Origin of the sequence: Nocardia vaccinii NBRC 15922 (assembly GCF_001613305.1) — a bacterium.
In the GTDB taxonomy this organism is placed as follows: domain Bacteria; phylum Actinomycetota; class Actinomycetes; order Mycobacteriales; family Mycobacteriaceae; genus Nocardia; species Nocardia vaccinii.
In genome coordinates this window covers 23,471-38,886 of record NZ_BDCC01000035.1, presented here as the reverse complement: position 1 = coordinate 38,886, position 15,416 = coordinate 23,471, and the positions used below count along the sequence as shown (strand labels likewise).

The window sequence follows — 15,416 nt, the reverse complement described above, 5'->3', positions numbered from 1 at the left end:
CGAGCGCGCGCACCAGACAACACGATCCCACCCCATATCCCCACCATTGGTAGTGATATGGCTCATGAAAGATGGTGTGCCACATCTCCGTCTCGCGGATTTCCTGGCGCAATTTCGCGACCACCTCACCGAACAGGAACACGTTCCTTTCCATGCGTGAAGAACGGGTTGTTCATGGGTTTTACTCGAGTCGTGTCCTGCGATTTCGAAAAGTCCGCACAACGGACCATTTGTGACAAACTCCGCAAGAAAAGGAATACATCCGAGGAAAATATCGACGATGATGCCGAGGTATCGCCGCGGCGACACCTGGAAGCGCAGCGGGTGCGAGGGTGGCGCGCGGTGAGCGAGGTCGTTTCGGCGGCGGGAATATTGGTACTGGCGACAGGATTGGCTGCGGCGGCGCCACCGACCTCCGGTCCGGACATGGGTTCCTCCAGCGGGTACCAGGCCCCCGCCGAAAGCAGCGCTACCCTTCCCACCCGGCCGGCCATCACCCGGATCGAGCCGATCACCGACCGGTGGCTGCGGGTGTTCGTGCAGTCACCGGCGATGCACCGGGTGGTTCAGGTGCAAGTGTTGCTGCCTGCCGACCGCAGTCGGCCGCGGCCGAGTCTGTACCTGCTGGATGGGCGCGGTGCCCCGGAGAACGAAAGCAGCTGGACCGAGCACGGGCATGCGGTGCAGTTCTTCGCCGACAAGAACGTCAACGTCGTGCTGACCACCGGGGGACCGGCCAACCTCTACACCGACTGGCAGCGCCGCGACCTGGTACTGGGCACCAACAAATGGGAAACATTCCTCACCCGCGAATTACCGCCGCTGATCGACGCACGCTTCGAGGGCAACGGCCGCCAGGCTATCGAGGGGGTGTCGATGGGTGGGGAGGCGGCGATGATGCTGACGGTACGCAACCCGGGCCTGTATCGGGCAGTGGCCGCGCACAGCGGCTGCTACAGCACCGCTCCAGGTCCTGGTCAGGACCAGGCTCGCGCGATCGTGGAAACCTATCACGGCAACCCGGACAATATGTTCGGCTCGCGCGATGATCCCGACTGGCTCGCCCATGACGTCATGACCCACGCGACCGCTCTGCGTGGCACTGCGGTTTACCTGTCTTCGGGTAGCGGGATCCCCGGCGAGCACGATGTGCCAGGGCAGGCCGACCTGCCCGACGACATCACCGTCGGCGGCCCTCTCGAGGCCGGTGCCTACGCCTGCGCCACCGCCCTCGCTCAGCGGCTCGCGCAACTGAAGATCCCCGCGACGGTGAATCTGCGCCCCACCGGCACCCACTCCTGGCCCTATTGGACCGACGAAATGGCCCGGTCCTGGCCACTGATCGCCCACGCACTCGACACCGGTCACTGAACCACGACCGTCCGGGGTACGGCACGCACCAGGCTGATACTCCCGAACGAACTCGATCAGCTGTGCCGCATCGACCAAGGATCACCCGACCGGAGTCGCGCGAGCGGGGCCCCGGTTGGCGGCGGCGGTAACGGGTCCGGAACAGCGTCGGATCAGGGTAATGAACCCGACTTTCTTGACATGTGTCCAGTGACTTCCAAGGGTTCATCCTGACATTTGAAAGCCGGGGTAGCGATACGGGCCGGCCATGCCGACTGTGCACAGCATGCCGACGGCATTGTCTTGCTCAGCAGGTGCCGTTCTGCACCGGGAAGTGGATGACGACCGCGCCACCGGTGGCGTAGTTGGCGACATCGGCAGCCACCTGCCGGCCCTGCGGAGACGCCCTCGCCGCCGTCATTGCCGCAGCGTCAGCGAACTCGGCCTCGAAGACCGCGAAGTACGGCGTCTGTCCCTGCGTCGCTGCCACCTCGAAGCTGTAGCGCCACGCGAGCAGGCCGGGCATGCGCGTGACCAGCGGGAGGTGGTTGCTCACGTAGTAGTCGCGGAAGTGGTCGGGATCGGCGGGCTCGGGATACAGGACCATCAGCTTGTGCACAACAACAACCTCCGTTCAGCGGCGAGCGACCACAACACCCCGGAGATCTCGGGCCGTCGCCATACCGGCACCACCTTAAAAGCACACGAGCAGGAGCACGAGCGAATATCCGCTCATGCCGCATATCGGTTGTTCGGCAGCCTGAAAGACGTTGCATAGCAGCTCATCTCGCGCCGCTGCGATGATGGGGAGAGTTCCTCACGGGTCGGCGATGAGGGTGCCCATGGCTCCGCGCTCGGCGTCGGCGAGCCGGTGTGTGGTGAAGGTGTACGTGCCCGGTTGGGGGAGTGTGAATTCCACGAAGCCACCGGCGCCGGGCTGCAGATCCAGTTCCTGCGCGGCGCCATCGGCGGGGTTTCCGGGTTGCAGAAGATACGCGCCCTCTTTGAAGACGGTGTCGAACTGGGCGCCGACCACGTGGAAGGCGGTGGGCTCGTTGGGGCCGGCGTCGAGTATCCATAGGCGGATGCGCTGTCCGGCGGGTACGTGAATCGGCGCGTGGCGGTACTGGTCGGCGTAGCCGTTGAACAGCACCAGGTTCGGGTTCGCGGCCAGCAGTTGCGTCAGTGCCGGCACACCGCCGTTCGGGCCGAGATAGAACTCGGACTGCACGAATACCTTCGAGGTGCTGACCGGGGCCAGGCCGGGCGGATCGATTACTACTGCGCCGTACATTCCCATCGCCACGTGCTGGATCATGGGCGCGGTTTCGCAGTGGTAGAGCCAGATTCCGGAATGTTCGGCCCGGAACGAGTAGGTCAGTTCACCACCTGGCGGGATCGATCGCATGGCGATTCCGGGGTCGACCTGGCTGGCGTGAAAGTCGATGGAATGCGGCATCGTGCCGCCGTTGATCAGGTGCACGGTGAACAGGTCACCGACTCGGCCGTGCATCATCGGGCCGGGCACGGTGCCGTTGTATGTCCACACTTGTTGGCGCACACCGGGAGCGACGTCGATGGTGGTCTGTTCGGCTCGGAGCGCGACCTCGTGTTCGGTGCCGCCGGGCGCGGGGCGCAGCGCCGGGTCGTAGGGCCGCCAGGCCGGAGGGGGAGTCGCCGCGCCGAGACCGGCCATGGCCGGATCCGGTTGTCCGGACCTCGGCTCGGCGAAGGTGGTGTGGATGGCGAGCAGCATTCCGGCTTCGCGGTGTCCGGGCACTGTGCACCAGGCCTGCTCGTCGTGGGTGACGACGCCGAGGTCGACGGTCTGGACGCCGCCGGGGGCGAGCATGCCGGTGCCGTGTTCGCCGTCGAGTTCGAGGTCATGGCTCATCATGCCGGTGTTGTGCACGGTGAGAATCAGGTCCGTGCCGGGAGTGACGGTGAGAGTGGCTGGGGTGACGGCGAATTCATCGACGGTGATCGGCACCGGTACGCCGGAGGTCACCGTCACCGCGGCGGGTGCGGCCGAATGGCGATGATTCGGCCAGGTGCCGGAACCCACCATGCCCAGCACCACCAGCACCGTCACCACGCACCCGACGGCCAGAATTTCATGGACGTCCGGTCGCCGCACCGGAAGAGTCGTGGACTGGCCGGTGGCGGTGGCGGCGGGCCGGAGCAGTGCTGCCAGGGCCGCGGCCACCAGGACCGGGAACGATCCGAAGCCGGTCAGCACCAGCGCCCAGGCCACGACACGCAATCCGCCGGCGATCGGCAGGGCGAGCAGCAGGGTTCCCAGATTGCCCAGCACGGTTCGGGGCAGCCACGCATAGGTCAGCACCGCGCTGAGTCGGCGGTTGCCGAGCGGGCCGCCGCCGACGGTCACCGGGATGAGGAACGTGAGGGCGCCGGTCAGAATCTGGGCGAGGACCCCGATGCCGATCACCGGTACCAGCAGGCGGCCGAGCACTTCGTCGGCGGTGCCGCTGCCTCGGGTGAGACCGACGACATCGATGGTCAGGGCCGCGAGCAGCCAGCCATAGCCGGCGAGCAACGCCACCGGGGCGGCCGAGCGGGGAGGTTTGACACGCATTTCCTGGGCTGCGGGCAACAGCGCGTACGCCGCGCCACCGGTGTAGCCCGCCATGCCGGCGGCCGCCATCCAGTGCCATTGCGCTGCGCGACCAGTGAGCAATGTGCCTGCCGCGGCGAGAGCCAGACCGGCGACCATGATCACCAGAACCCGTCTGGCTGTGTCCGGCGCTGTGGCCGTCATGCGAGTGCGCAGCACCGCCGGCCACAGCATGAACAGGGTGCCGACCACGGTCAGGCCCAGCCAGCCCAGCAAATTCAGATGCGCGTGTGTCAGTCGCAGGGCTTGTTCCCAGCCGGGTGCGCGTACCGCTCCACCACCGAGTAGCCCGCCCAGGGTGCCGCCGACGATCAGGCACGTACCGGCGGCGACATAGTACCGGACCACCACGCGCAACTGCCCGGACAGTTTCGCGGCCGCCGCCATGCGGATCAGGCTGACCGTGTGCGCGAGCACGACCGCGACGATCAGTCCCGCCCCGGTTGCCGCGAGCCACGGCAACCGGATCGACATACCGGTAAGGACCGCGATCGCACCGGTATTGAACACGGTCAGCCGAAGGTTCGCCGGGCGCTCCGATGCCGGCCTGGCATGCAGCAGCGCCTGTGCGAAATGCCTGCTGTACACGAGCACCGCGTTGCTGGCCGCACCGAGCACCAGCAGATGCAGCGCCAGCCATTCCGGCAGCGACACCAGCCGATGAGCCACCACCACCGCGGCGGCTACCAGCAGATACCCTGCGATCAAGCTCGCGGCCACGAGGTGGCGACGGCGCCGTGAGGAGCCGGTCTCGTTCAGCGGCGAACGCCGGTAACTCGGCTGCGGGGACGGTTCGAGGTCGGTCAAGCTGTTCAACCACCTAGCTTTTTCACTACTGTTCCAGTGGAAACCAGATCAAGGTATGGCGTGGTGATCGGATCCGGCAGGGACGAAAGTCCCCGGCCCGCTGGACTGCCGGAAGGAGTGATCAACGATCATGCTCGGGGTGTCATGGGACACGATTCGCTTGTTCCTGCATGTGCTGGCGGCCACGATCTGGGTGGGCGGGCAGCTGACGCTGGCCGCACTGGTTCCCGCACTGCGCGGGTTCGACGCTCCGGTTGTCGCCACCGCGGCCCGCCGGTTCAATCAGGTGGCCTGGCCGGCGTTCGCGGTGCTGATCGCGACCGGCGTATGGAATATCGCCGCGCAGGCGGACGAGGACACCGGCAGCTATCGCAGCACACTGATCGTCAAGCTCGCGGTGGTCGCGGTGTCCGGGATCAGCGCGTTCCTGCATGCTCGCTCCCGCAGCACCGCCGGTCTGGCGGTGTTCGGCGCGCTCACCGGCATCAGCGCGCTCGCTGCCTTGTTTCTCGGTGTGCTGCTGGCCGGTTGAGAAACATTGCGCACTCGATGACACTTCGGACCTATCCGGAGGTGAAGAAGCTCTCGGAATGGATCTGCTCGCGCGGCACGCCCGCGGCGGTCAACGCCGCGAACGCCGCGTCGACCATCGGCGGCGGCCCACACACGTAGACATCAGGCATCTCGTCGAGCAGCGCGACCTCGGCCGCCGCGACGTCCACGGGATTCCCGGTAGCACCTGTCCACTCCGGATCCGGTTGCCAGACCACGGTATCGGCCCGGAACCCGGGCAGCGCGCCGGTGAGATCGGTCAGCGCGTCTTGCGCGTAGACCTCGCAGCGGCGGGTGAGTCCGAAGAACAGCCGGGCGGGCTGCAGATCGCCCCATTCCGCCATCCGCCGCAACATGGACAGCAACGGTGACAGTCCGGTTCCACCCGCGATGAACCAGCGGGGCCGTAAGCCGTTCTCCGCCAGCGTAAACGCACCCTGCGGGCCCGACACCGTGAGCACGTCGCCGACGTCGGCCCGCGCTGTCAGATACTCCGACATCACGCCGCCGGGTAGTAACCGGACGTAGAACTCCAGTTCCCCGTCCCAGTTGGACACGTTGGCCAGGGAGTAGGCGCGCCGGGCATCGGTTCCCGGCACCGTGATCCGGACGAACTGGCCCGCCTCGAAGTCGGCTGACCCCGGCCCGCCCGCTTCATCGAGCACCGTGAGCTTCAGGTGCATCACCGCGTCGGCCACCCGCTCCAGTCCGGTGATCCGTGCCTGATGCCTGGCCGGTGGTGCGGCGACGATGTAGTCGCGGTCGTAGGGCAGCTCGATTCGGCAATTACCTCGGGGGGTGCTGCAGCACAGCAGGATCCCGCCCTCGCTCTCGGGCACCGCGATATTGCCGGGGTCGTGCTTGCCCATCTCCACCTGCCCGGCGGCGATCACGCCCGAACACGAGCCGCAGGCGCCGCTCTGGCAGGACGACTTCAATACCACCCCCGCCTGTTCGGCGGCCTCCAGCAGCGTGGTCCCCGAATCACAGGGGATTGCCAGCTCCTCGCCGTCCCTGGTCACCAGAACGACTTCGTAGCACGATAGTTCGGTGTCGGTGGTCGACGCGACGGTCTCGGTCATCACGCACCGGCCATCGCGTCGGCCAGGTCTCGAGCGGGATCGTCGATGGTCTTGATCGCGAACTTGTCGACCAGGATGTCGACAGCAGCCGGGGTGAGGAAGGCCGGCAGTGTCGGGCCGAGCCGAATATTGCGAATTCCCAGCGACAGCAGGGTCAGCAGCACCGCGGCGGCTTTCTGCTCGAACCACGAGACGAACAGGCTGAGCGGCAGATCGTTGACCCCGCAGTCGAAGGCGTTTGCCAGCGCCAGCGCGATCTGAACGGCTGAATAGGCATCGTTGCACTGGCCCACATCGAGCAATCGCGGAATCCCTCCTATCTCACCGAATTCGTGGGTGTTGAACCGATATTTGTTGCAGCCCAACGTCAGCAGCACGGTGTCCTCGGGCGCCTGGTCGGCGACCTCGATGTAGTAGTTGCGTCCGGGCGCGGCACCGTCGCAGCCGCCGATCAGCAGGAAGCGTTTGATCGCACCATCTTTGACCGCCTCGATCACGGTATCGGCGACCGACAGGACTGCCTCGCGCGCGAATCCGGTGGTGACGGTTTCCGCCGGTATCTCGGTGGTGAATCCGGGCAATGCCTGCGCGGCCTTGATGACCGACGACAGATCTGAGGAGTCGAGGTGCCGGATGCCCGGCCAACCGACCGGACCGAGCGTGAAGATCCGGTTGCGGTAGGCCGGCTGAGGTTCGATCAGGCAGTTGGAAGTCATCACGATGGGGCCGGGGAAGGCCGTGAAGTCGCGCTGCTGATCCTGCCAGGCCCCACCATAATTGCCGGCCAGATGCGGGTAGGCGTGCAGAGCGGGATAGCCATGTGCGGGCAGCATTTCACCATGGGTGTAGACGTTGATCCCGGTGCCCGCGGTGGCCTCCAGAATCTTCTTCAGATCGTGCATGTCGTGTCCGGACACCAGGATGGCCTTGCCGACGACCGGGGTGACCCGCACCTGGGTGGGGGTTGGTGTGCCGAAGCTGCCCGTGTTGGCGGCATCGAGCATCTCCATCACCTTGTAGTTGACCGAACCCAACTCGAGCGCGTGCGCCAGCAGCGCGTCGGCATCCGCGGGTGCGCCGGCCAGGAAGGCAAGCGCGGACTCGATACCGGCGTCGGTCTCGTCGGTGCGATAGCCGAGGTAGTGGGCGTGGTGCGCATAAGCGCACACACCTTTGAGGCCGTACAGATTCAGATTGCGTAAGCCGACCACATCCGCACCGAGGGTGTCCAGATCGGCGTCCACGCCTACGGCCGCCGCTTGGGCGACCACCTCGGCGATCGTCGTCGCGGGAATGAATTGGGCTGGGCCGGTGAGAGTTTCGGGCTCTACACCGGCGGCGCGCGCGGCGCTCTCATAGGCCGCCTTCGCCTCGTCGCGCATGTCGACGGCGGCGGCGATCAACGCCATGAACCGGGTGGCATTGAAATTGACGTTGGTCAGCGTCGTGAACAGGTCGAAACTGGCGTGCGCGGCGAACCGGGGGTCGGGCGCGCCGAACCGGCGAGCCTGGCTCGCGTACTGCCCGATACCGAGGTTGACGTGGATCAGCACATCCTGCAGCGCGGCGGTGGTGGCGCCTTTGCCGCAGTTGCCCCTCGTGCTCGCGCAACCGAAGGTCAGCAGGTTCGGACGGGTCGACGATTCGGTGCGATCGGTCTGTTCGCATTGGTAACAGAACATTTGGGGAATCCTCCGGCGGCGTTGGGCGGCTGATGGATCCCACGCTACGAACCGTCGGTCACGGTGGGTTTGACCTAAGTCAAGCGGCGGGCCAGAAAGTCCACATGGGCGGCATCCAACGAGTCGAATATGGGGGCAGAGGCAATGGCCTGCCGCAACTCGGCAGACTCCGAACCCGGATTCCGCATCATCTACTCAGTGTGCGCGACCCGGCCCGGCGCGCAGCGAGCGGCTCGACCCAGGATCCGCCCGTCGGGTCGGCCAGGTCTCTGCCGCCGAAAGTTCCGGATCAAGTGCCCGCGTACTGATCGGATAACGCAAAGCCCAAGCCCTCTTGCCTGCGAATTTTCGATCTGGTGGACCTTGGGGGAGCTTACTATAACCTGAAATCGCAGGTAGAAGCCCTGGAAGCGATGCGGCGGAAGCTTCCTGACCCCACCGCACGCGGGCCACTGTTGGCCGATCGACCCAAACCTGGCCGGGCCCGCCAACTGGGCGCCGATCAGGTCCAGGAACTTATCGCCGGGTATAAGGCGGGGGAGACGGTGTATCAGTTGGGTACGCGGTTCGGTATCGAGCGGCGAGAGGAGATCTGCGCCAAAATCGTGGTGGAACGCGCATACACGATCCACCCCCTTCCCGCTCGGGCAGCGCCCTGGTGGCACCACTGGCACCCTCACCTTGCTCCTCCGCAGCACTGGGCTGCTGAAGCAGGCGACGGGTAGTTGAAACGGGCGCGGTGGATGTGCGCGTGGATCTCACTGCACCTTCAGGTTCGGTATCGCGGTGGTCAGATCCCGTTGGAGTCGGCGAGTTTCATGCCGGTGACGAGGTCGGGTTCGATCGCGATCAACGCATCGTTGATAAGCGCCGACCGACCGGACTTCTCTCCCCGGGCGCTGAGGAAAGCCGATGCGGCATCAAGTGACTTACCTTACCCTGGAATGGTTCTCAGCTCTGCCATGGTAGGTACCGTGCCACCTGCGCCCCTTGCCGGTCTCCCGCAAGACCGACCGGATACTCGGCGCTGGAGGTATGGGGGCGGCGCACCCGGCAGGCATCGCCGAGCGCTCTGGACGGTGGCGCTGGAGGTCGTTCATGAGGGATACGGGGCAGGCTGCAATGTGTGAACAACGGAACCGGCTCGAACACGCTGCCGCTGAAGGCGACACCGACGCGATGACCGACCTTGCGTTCCTGCTGAACGAGCGGGGCGAGGCGGCCGAAGCCGAGATCTGGTTCCGGCGTGCCGCCGACAAGGGCAACCTCATCGCGATGAACAGACTCGGCCTCCTGCTGCGCAAGCGAGGCGAAGTGGGCGAAGCCGAGACCTGGTACCGGCGTGCCGCGGATAACGGTGACGTCGACTCGATGAGCAACCTCGGGTACCTGCTGCGCAAGCGAGGCGAGGTGCGCGAAGCTGAGAGCTGGTACCGGCGCGCCGCCGACAATGGCAACGTCTACTCGATGGACGAACTCGGCACCCTCCTGTATCTGCGGGGCGAGGTGGGCGAAGCCGAGACCTGGTACCGGCGTGCCGCCGACAACGGCAATGTCGACTCGATGAGCAACCTGGGGATTCTGCTAGGTGAGCGGGGGGAGGTGCGCGAAGCCGAGCCCTGGCACCGGCGTGCCGCCGACAACGGCAACGTCGATGCGATGAACAGCCTGGGGATCGTGCTGGAGGACCGGGGCGAGCTGGCTGAAGCCGAGACGTGGTACCGGCGTGCCGCCGACGAAGGCAACGCAAACGCGATGAACAACCTCGCGATTCTGCTGAAAGGTCGGGGCGAGCTGGCTGAAGCCGAGATCTGGTACCGGCGCGCGGCCGACAAAGGCAGCGCTAACGCGATGAACAACCTCGAGACCCTGCTGCGCGAGCGGGGAAAAACCGCCGCAGCCAAGACCAGGGGGACGGGTGGTTTCATGTCGTTCTGGCGCCGATCTTCGGACAAACTACGTGGTAAGCCACTGAGCGAGAGCGACTTCGACCGGAGTCACTCCGATCAATCGTTCCTGGCCCTGCATGAGGCGTCGCGCCGGACACTCGGCCTCCCACTTTCGGACGAACGCATCATCAAAGCATCGCTGGCGTTGCGGCAGGGGCTCGATCAGGATTTCAAGGATCTCGATCACCATGATCAGACCCTTGCGATGCTGCTGCTGTCGGGGACCTACACAGCTCAGCATGGCCCTGTGCACGTGATGACGCCCGATACCTCGACGGCCGACGACTATGAACGAACCTTCCGTCCTGTTTTCGGTCTCGTGGGCATTTCGGTCGAGCGGGCGCACGACCGGATCCAGACCAGCAACCGAACCGTCCAGATCGGCACCCACAGGGAGTTCGCTGCGGCCTGGTCGCAGGCCAAATCACTGCGGAAGTACCCCGATCCCGGGGCGGGAAGCCTTGCGGTTGCCATCCATCCGGAGTCCGACTTCCTATCTCACGATTTCAGCAGCCGCTACGGGCGCCATTTGGTGATTCCATGAGCCCACCGAAGCTGATCGGACACCCGGCCTGCGGGCCGGAATGAGTAGGGCCGAGTTGACCGGGCGAATCGGCCGCTAGCTGTACGTGGACTGCGCCAAGGTCATGCCGTCGGCCCTCACGCTATTGCTCTTGCACACCCTCACCCCACTTGCACATCGGCGCCAGCGCGAGGGGCGAGCATCGGTCTCGTCGTCAAACCCCTCGCCGGGGCCCGGGGCCGGCCGGCTGAGCACCACTCGATCCTGACCTGATCAACGCCAGGGCAGAGCGAGGTAGTTCGACTCCCGCCGTTCGCCCCGCTGAACGACACCGAAACGCCAGGTAGAAGCGCTGGAAGCCCTGCGCCGGAATCTGCCGGACCCCGCCACGCCTGCCCCACCAGCCGCCGCTCGGCCCAGACCTGGCCGGACGCGTCGGCTCGGCGCCGATCAGATCGAGGAACTCGTTGTCGGCTATTTGGGTGGGGAGACGGTGTATCAGTTGGGTGTCCGGTTCGGTATCGAGCGGCGGACGGTCAGCGAGATTCTCCGTCGTCACGATGTGCCGATGCGTCGTCGTGGTTTGTCTGCTGAGCAGGTTGATGAGGCTGTCCGTCTTTATGGTTTGGGTTGGTCTCTTGCCAAGGTCGGTCGGCATCTCGGTGTTGATGCGATGACGGTTTTGAACAGGTTTCGTGAGCGCGGGATACCGACGAGGGATGCGCAAGCGCGACCGCGGGCGTAGACGGCCGCTATCGCAGGTTGCCTGGGCGCGTCGACGCCGCCGGATTACAGCACATGAAAGGATTCGATGGGATACGTTCGGCCGAGGTGGCCGATGATCGCTTTCGTCGCCGGACGGGATCGACGCCGATGATCGAATGCCGCTAAGGTTGTCGAATGACTGTGAGCGGGGGGCCATCCGGCCAGCAACTGTCTGTCGTTCCGGACGAGGTGCAAGCCATCGGTCAATACGTCTACAACATCGCCGACACCATGCACCAGGCCCTGGCCACCGCCGCCCGCGAGGTCGAACAGCTGCTGGCCTCCGGCTGGATCGGCGACGCCGCCGACGAATTCTCCACCGGCTGGACCGAAACCCGCGACGGCGGAACCCAACTCATGCAAGACCTCACCGGCCTGGCCGAGAAGCTCGGTATCGCCGCCGCCAACTACAAATCCACCGACACCGCGGCCGCCGACCACATCTCCAGCCTGAACCTGCCATGAGTTCGAAATTCACCGTCGACCTCGACCAGCTCGACCAGGTCGTCGCCCGCTTGACGGGCTTGGCCGGATTCCTTACGGAGCACCTCGACCAACTCGACCACAAGATACAAGCCTTGCCCGAGGGCAGCTGGAAATCCGCCGCGGCCACCGCCTACAAAGACGCCCACACCCGCTGGCTCGCCGCCGCCTGCGAATTCACCGACGGCGTGTCCACCGCCGCCGACGCCGCCCAGAAAGCCCACGGCCGCTACACCGACGCCGTCGCCACCAATTACCGGATGCTGCGCTCGGGCCAGGCATGATCGTCGACTGGCAGACCTACTACGACGCCGCCAAGAAATGCCACAACCTCGCCGACGAACTGCGTAAGGCCGACAAGCCGGTCCACGACGCGATCAGGGGCGACTGCCTGGGCATGGCCGGCGACGCCCCAGGCTGCGCGGACTGGGGCAAGGCCTACGACACCGCCACTACACAGACCCTGCAGGCCAGCGCTAGCCTGGCCAATGCGCTGACCAACTACGGTGCCGTGCTGTATGCGATGGGCCACAACTACGGCGTTGCCAACAAGTCCAGCCCCGCCCCGCCGCAACCGGATGTCAGTCAGGTCGGCGAATACAAGGTCTCCCTCCCGTCCTCGGTGGCCAACAACGGGCCCGGTCTCGACGATCACGGCGCGGTCAAGGAATTCTTCGACAAGCTACTGGCCAAGGTGCTCAACACCTTCGGGAAGCTACCCAACGGCGATAAAAACAAGCTCGACAAGGCCCACGCGGTCTGGGACGCCTTCGCCAAGCACCCCACCGTCACCGGTGCCGCCGCCGATATCTCGGGGATCTCGGCGATGTTCGACGGGATGGACGACGCCACCAACCGGGGCCTGCTGCAGGACCATTTCGCCACCCTTGAAACCAGCGCGGATACCGTCGCCACCTCCGCCCAGCAGATGGCCGCTCCCGTCGCGGATTATCGCGACGCCACGATCGCGCTCGGCAACGACACCAGCAGCAAGATCAATACCCTCGAGCTGACCATCGGGATCACCGCGATCGCCGGTGGTCTGCTGGCCCTGTTCAGCGCCGGTACCTCCGCGGTCGCCGCGACCGCGGCCATCGACGCCGACGTCGTCACCACCATGGAGGCCATCCAGGCCGCCTACCAGGCCAGCCGGATGAAGACCGTGATCGGCTTGGCGGCTCTCGCTGCCGGTGCCACCGCCAGCATCGACGCCTTCCACGCCCTGCCCACCATCGACCTGGACAAGGCCGTCACCAACCTCGCCACCATCATCGCGATGAAGGTCATCGTCGCCGCGGACGGCGCGATGACCGTGGCGACCAAATACGAAGATTTGCCGGCGGCTCCGGGGATTCCGCTCGGCGGCCTCACCGATGAATCCGAGGACTACATCAAGGGAAAGCATGTTCAGGGCGGCAACAACGTCACGCCCGACAAAAGTACCTTCCCCGAAGGTACCGACCTCGATGCATTGGCCGAGGCTGCGGAGAACGTTACAGCACGCGGGCCGAACGACTACGGCAACTACGAACGTGAGGTGGATGCCGGGCACCCGGTCGGAAACAAGTCGCAGAACAACGGCGGCCAACCGACGAACAAGTACAAGGTGATCACGGACAGATGGGGCACCGTGATCAACATGTTCCCCGAATAAGGAGGATCAGTTGGGCATCGCGATAAGCGTGCAGAACATGAACCACAACCAGGTGGAGTCCTTCTCCGGCGCTGCCGCCGAGACGCTGTCGGATATGGTCTTGGACTCACCCACGGGCCCGATGATGCGTGGGATTCACAAATATGCCGACACCATGTTCAATTCATACCAGTTGAAATTCTTTCTGGAGGAGCTGGATTCCGCGATTCCGCGGAGCGACTTGGAGGGGGAACTGTTCTCCGTCTTGCGGCGAGCATCGGAATCCGCGATTCGGCAGCACGGCTACCTGTGGTTCAGTGGCGACTGATAGGTGTCGACCCTCGCGGTTAGCCGTGAATGCATTGCTCTCGCTGCCCACAGCGACCCAAACCCGCTGCCGCGGACGTGCGTCCGGCAAATGGCGCGGATCTACATCCTCAATTCCGGAACTCTTCACGAGTCCGTTATCGCCGTGCGGTAGCCCTTGACTCGCCAGACGCCGGGTTGACTGACCCGATGCTGGATTCGAACGTCTGCTCAGTAGCCGCATATCGGTTGTTCGGCAGCCTGAAAAGTGCTGTACAGCAGCTGTTCTCACGCCGCCGCAGTTAGGCAGTCGACACTCGTGATCAACGAGGCGCAAGCCAGGTTCCAGGATGTCGAGTCGGCGTGCAAGGAACTCCCGAATGCGCGATTCATGAGGATCTGCCGGCATCGGATCTCCTGCTTGTCGATTCGTGGCTCACAGTTCGCATCGATTCAGCCGGCTTCGATCCAACCGGTTCCATATTTCGTAAGCAGAGGCATAGTGGAGCCCACTTCGCTGGACTGCGCCACGTGTTGCGCGACCGCTCGCTTCCGCTGCAACCAGCCTCTGAAACCGGACCGCTGATGGGTAGCCCTGAAACAGCAATCGGCCCTGACCTATTTGCAGGTCAGGGCCGATTGCTGTGTTGTGGACGTTGGGGGAGCTTACTATAACTCGAAACCGCAGGTAGAAGCCCTGGAAGCACTGCGCCGGAAGCTTCCTGACCCCACCGCACCCGCCCCGTCGCCCGCTGATCGACCCAAACCCGGCCGGGCCCGCCAACTCGGCACTGATCAGGTCCGGGAACTCATCGACGGATATCCGAGTGGAGAGACGGTGTATCAGTTGGGTGCCCGGTTCGGTATCGAGCGGCGGACGGTTAGCGAGATCCTGCACCGGCATCGGGTGCCGATGCGTCGCCGTGGTCTGACGTCCGAGCAGGTTGATGAAGCCATTCATCTTTACGGGCTGGGCTGGTCTCTCGCCAGGGTCGGTCGGCATCTGGGTGTTGACGGTATGACCGTTCTGAATCGGCTCCGCGAACGCGGGGTTCCTACACGGGATCCACAAGGCCGATCCCGAGCGTAGACGGCTGTCGCAGGTTCGTGCCCTCGGCGGGGCACTATAAGGATGGGACCGGATCTGACCAGTGGTTTTCGTGGGGAATGCTGGCGATTGAAGCGAGATTTCTGACCGCAGCCCTCGGCCGCGACCTCACCATCACCCAGCGCCGCGGCTCACGCTCCTGACGCACCCCAATCCGACGGCTCGATCGAGGTCGTCGGATGCCGGCAGCTGGATCATCAGACAGACCATCCACGCTGGGGGAGAACTGTTCTGACTCCAGCCAGGATGTCGCCCCCGGCTCGAGGCACCGTCGCGGAGTTCAGGTGAGGGGGTTTCGGCCGGTGCAGGCGTATCAGCCGCCGGCGCGGCGGCGGAAGGTGCGTTTGCCGCCGGCTTGGGCGTGAGTGCCGCTGACCTTGGCGGAGTTCTGGGCGGCGCCGCTGGCGGAGGCATGGCCGTTCTTCCGCTCGAGGGCTTCGCGGAACTTCCGCCTTGTTGCCTCCTCGGGCGACTCGCTCGATGGATCGTCGAGAGATTCGGATGGGGGTGTGGTGTCGTCGGCCATGGGATCAGCTTGCCA

At 65.1% G+C, this 15,416-nt stretch carries 12 protein-coding genes; 7 read left to right on the top strand and 5 right to left on the bottom strand.

The annotated features are described in order from the left end of the window. Positions 1-342: 342 nt before the first annotated feature. Positions 343-1,371, top strand: a complete 1,029-nt coding sequence (locus NV1_RS23120; protein ID WP_245713873.1) for an alpha/beta hydrolase — start codon at positions 343-345, stop codon at positions 1,369-1,371. A 286-nt stretch (positions 1,372-1,657) separates the two neighbouring features. Here NV1_RS23120 and NV1_RS23115 read toward each other — a convergent pair whose 3' ends face one another. Together NV1_RS23115 and NV1_RS23110 are read right to left on the bottom strand one after the other, a co-directional pair. Then, positions 1,658-1,969: an EthD family reductase gene (locus NV1_RS23115; RefSeq protein WP_067895000.1), complete on the bottom strand. Its 312-nt coding sequence runs from the start codon at positions 1,967-1,969 to the stop codon at positions 1,658-1,660. 198 nt (positions 1,970-2,167) lie between these two features. After that, a complete protein-coding gene (locus NV1_RS23110; RefSeq protein WP_157117280.1) occupies positions 2,168-4,801 on the bottom strand; it encodes a multicopper oxidase domain-containing protein in 2,634 nt (877 codons plus the stop codon). Between the two features lie 121 nt (positions 4,802-4,922). Between NV1_RS23110 and NV1_RS23105 the strand changes: the two genes are divergently transcribed. Beyond that, on the top strand, positions 4,923-5,324 hold the full coding sequence (locus NV1_RS23105; protein ID WP_067894997.1) for a hypothetical protein: 402 nt from the start codon (positions 4,923-4,925) through the stop codon (positions 5,322-5,324). 31 nt (positions 5,325-5,355) lie between these two features. Here the strand turns inward: NV1_RS23105 and NV1_RS23100 are convergent, their stop codons facing one another. Beyond that, positions 5,356-6,426: an FAD-binding oxidoreductase gene (locus NV1_RS23100; RefSeq protein ID WP_067894994.1), complete on the bottom strand. Its 1,071-nt coding sequence runs from the start codon at positions 6,424-6,426 to the stop codon at positions 5,356-5,358. After that, positions 6,426-8,108 (bottom strand): hydroxylamine reductase, encoded by a 1,683-nt coding sequence (gene hcp / locus NV1_RS23095; RefSeq protein WP_067894991.1) that lies wholly within the window; start codon positions 8,106-8,108, stop codon positions 6,426-6,428. Before hcp ends, NV1_RS23100 begins: the two co-directional genes overlap by 1 nt. Positions 8,109-9,206: 1,098 nt before the next feature. Between hcp and NV1_RS23085 the strand changes: the two genes are divergently transcribed. The 5 genes from NV1_RS23085 to NV1_RS23065 all read left to right on the top strand — a co-directional run bounded on the left by NV1_RS23085 (position 9,207) and on the right by NV1_RS23065 (position 13,789). After that, positions 9,207-10,601, top strand: a complete 1,395-nt coding sequence (locus tag NV1_RS23085) for a tetratricopeptide repeat protein (protein WP_169813383.1) — start codon at positions 9,207-9,209, stop codon at positions 10,599-10,601. Positions 10,602-11,480: 879 nt separating this feature from the next. Further along, entirely contained in the window at positions 11,481-11,810 is a 330-nt protein-coding gene (locus tag NV1_RS23080) for a WXG100 family type VII secretion target (RefSeq protein WP_067894985.1), read from the top strand. After that, positions 11,807-12,112 carry a WXG100 family type VII secretion target gene (locus NV1_RS23075; RefSeq protein WP_067894982.1) on the top strand — a complete coding sequence of 102 codons (306 nt, stop codon included), beginning with the start codon at positions 11,807-11,809 and terminating at the stop codon, positions 12,110-12,112. The genes NV1_RS23080 and NV1_RS23075 overlap by 4 nt, the downstream gene beginning before the upstream one ends. Continuing rightward, positions 12,109-13,482: a hypothetical protein gene (locus tag NV1_RS23070; RefSeq protein ID WP_067894979.1), complete on the top strand. Its 1,374-nt coding sequence runs from the start codon at positions 12,109-12,111 to the stop codon at positions 13,480-13,482. The genes NV1_RS23075 and NV1_RS23070 overlap by 4 nt, the downstream gene beginning before the upstream one ends. 10 nt (positions 13,483-13,492) lie before the next feature. Continuing rightward, positions 13,493-13,789, top strand: a complete 297-nt coding sequence (locus NV1_RS23065) for a hypothetical protein (protein ID WP_067894976.1) — start codon at positions 13,493-13,495, stop codon at positions 13,787-13,789. A 1,399-nt stretch (positions 13,790-15,188) separates the two neighbouring features. Here NV1_RS23065 and NV1_RS23060 read toward each other — a convergent pair. Beyond that, positions 15,189-15,401 (bottom strand): DUF5302 domain-containing protein, encoded by a 213-nt coding sequence (locus NV1_RS23060; RefSeq protein WP_067894973.1) that lies wholly within the window; start codon positions 15,399-15,401, stop codon positions 15,189-15,191. Between the last annotated feature and the right edge of the window lie 15 nt (positions 15,402-15,416).